General features: G+C 66.9%; 1 protein-coding gene. It reads right to left on the reverse strand.

The window, feature by feature from the left end; translation table 11 throughout:
* Positions 1-23: 23 nt before the first annotated feature.
* Positions 24-239 (reverse strand): 6,7-dimethyl-8-ribityllumazine synthase (locus ACQG3P_RS22885; protein WP_426806328.1); only part of this gene is annotated, 216 nt, incomplete at its 5' end.

A 239-nucleotide genomic window follows, 5' to 3' on the forward strand; every position in this document is an offset into this window, starting at 1 on the left:
GTTCACGGCGACTGCTCCAGAAGCTAGACCATTTCCAACGCCGTCAGTGCGGCTTCCTCACCCTTGTTTCCGTGGCTGCCACCGGCGCGGGCCTCGGCATCCTCGGCGCGTTCGACCGCCAGCACGCCATTGCGCACCGGCACGCCGAAATCCAGCTGCACACGCATCAGGCCTTCGGCGCAGCTGTCGGCCACGTGTTCGTAGTGGCGGGTGTCGCCACGGATCACACAGCCCAGGGC

It is taken from the genome of Stenotrophomonas sp. SrG, from assembly GCF_050031795.1.
Taxonomy (GTDB): domain Bacteria; phylum Pseudomonadota; class Gammaproteobacteria; order Xanthomonadales; family Xanthomonadaceae; genus Stenotrophomonas; species Stenotrophomonas rhizophila_A.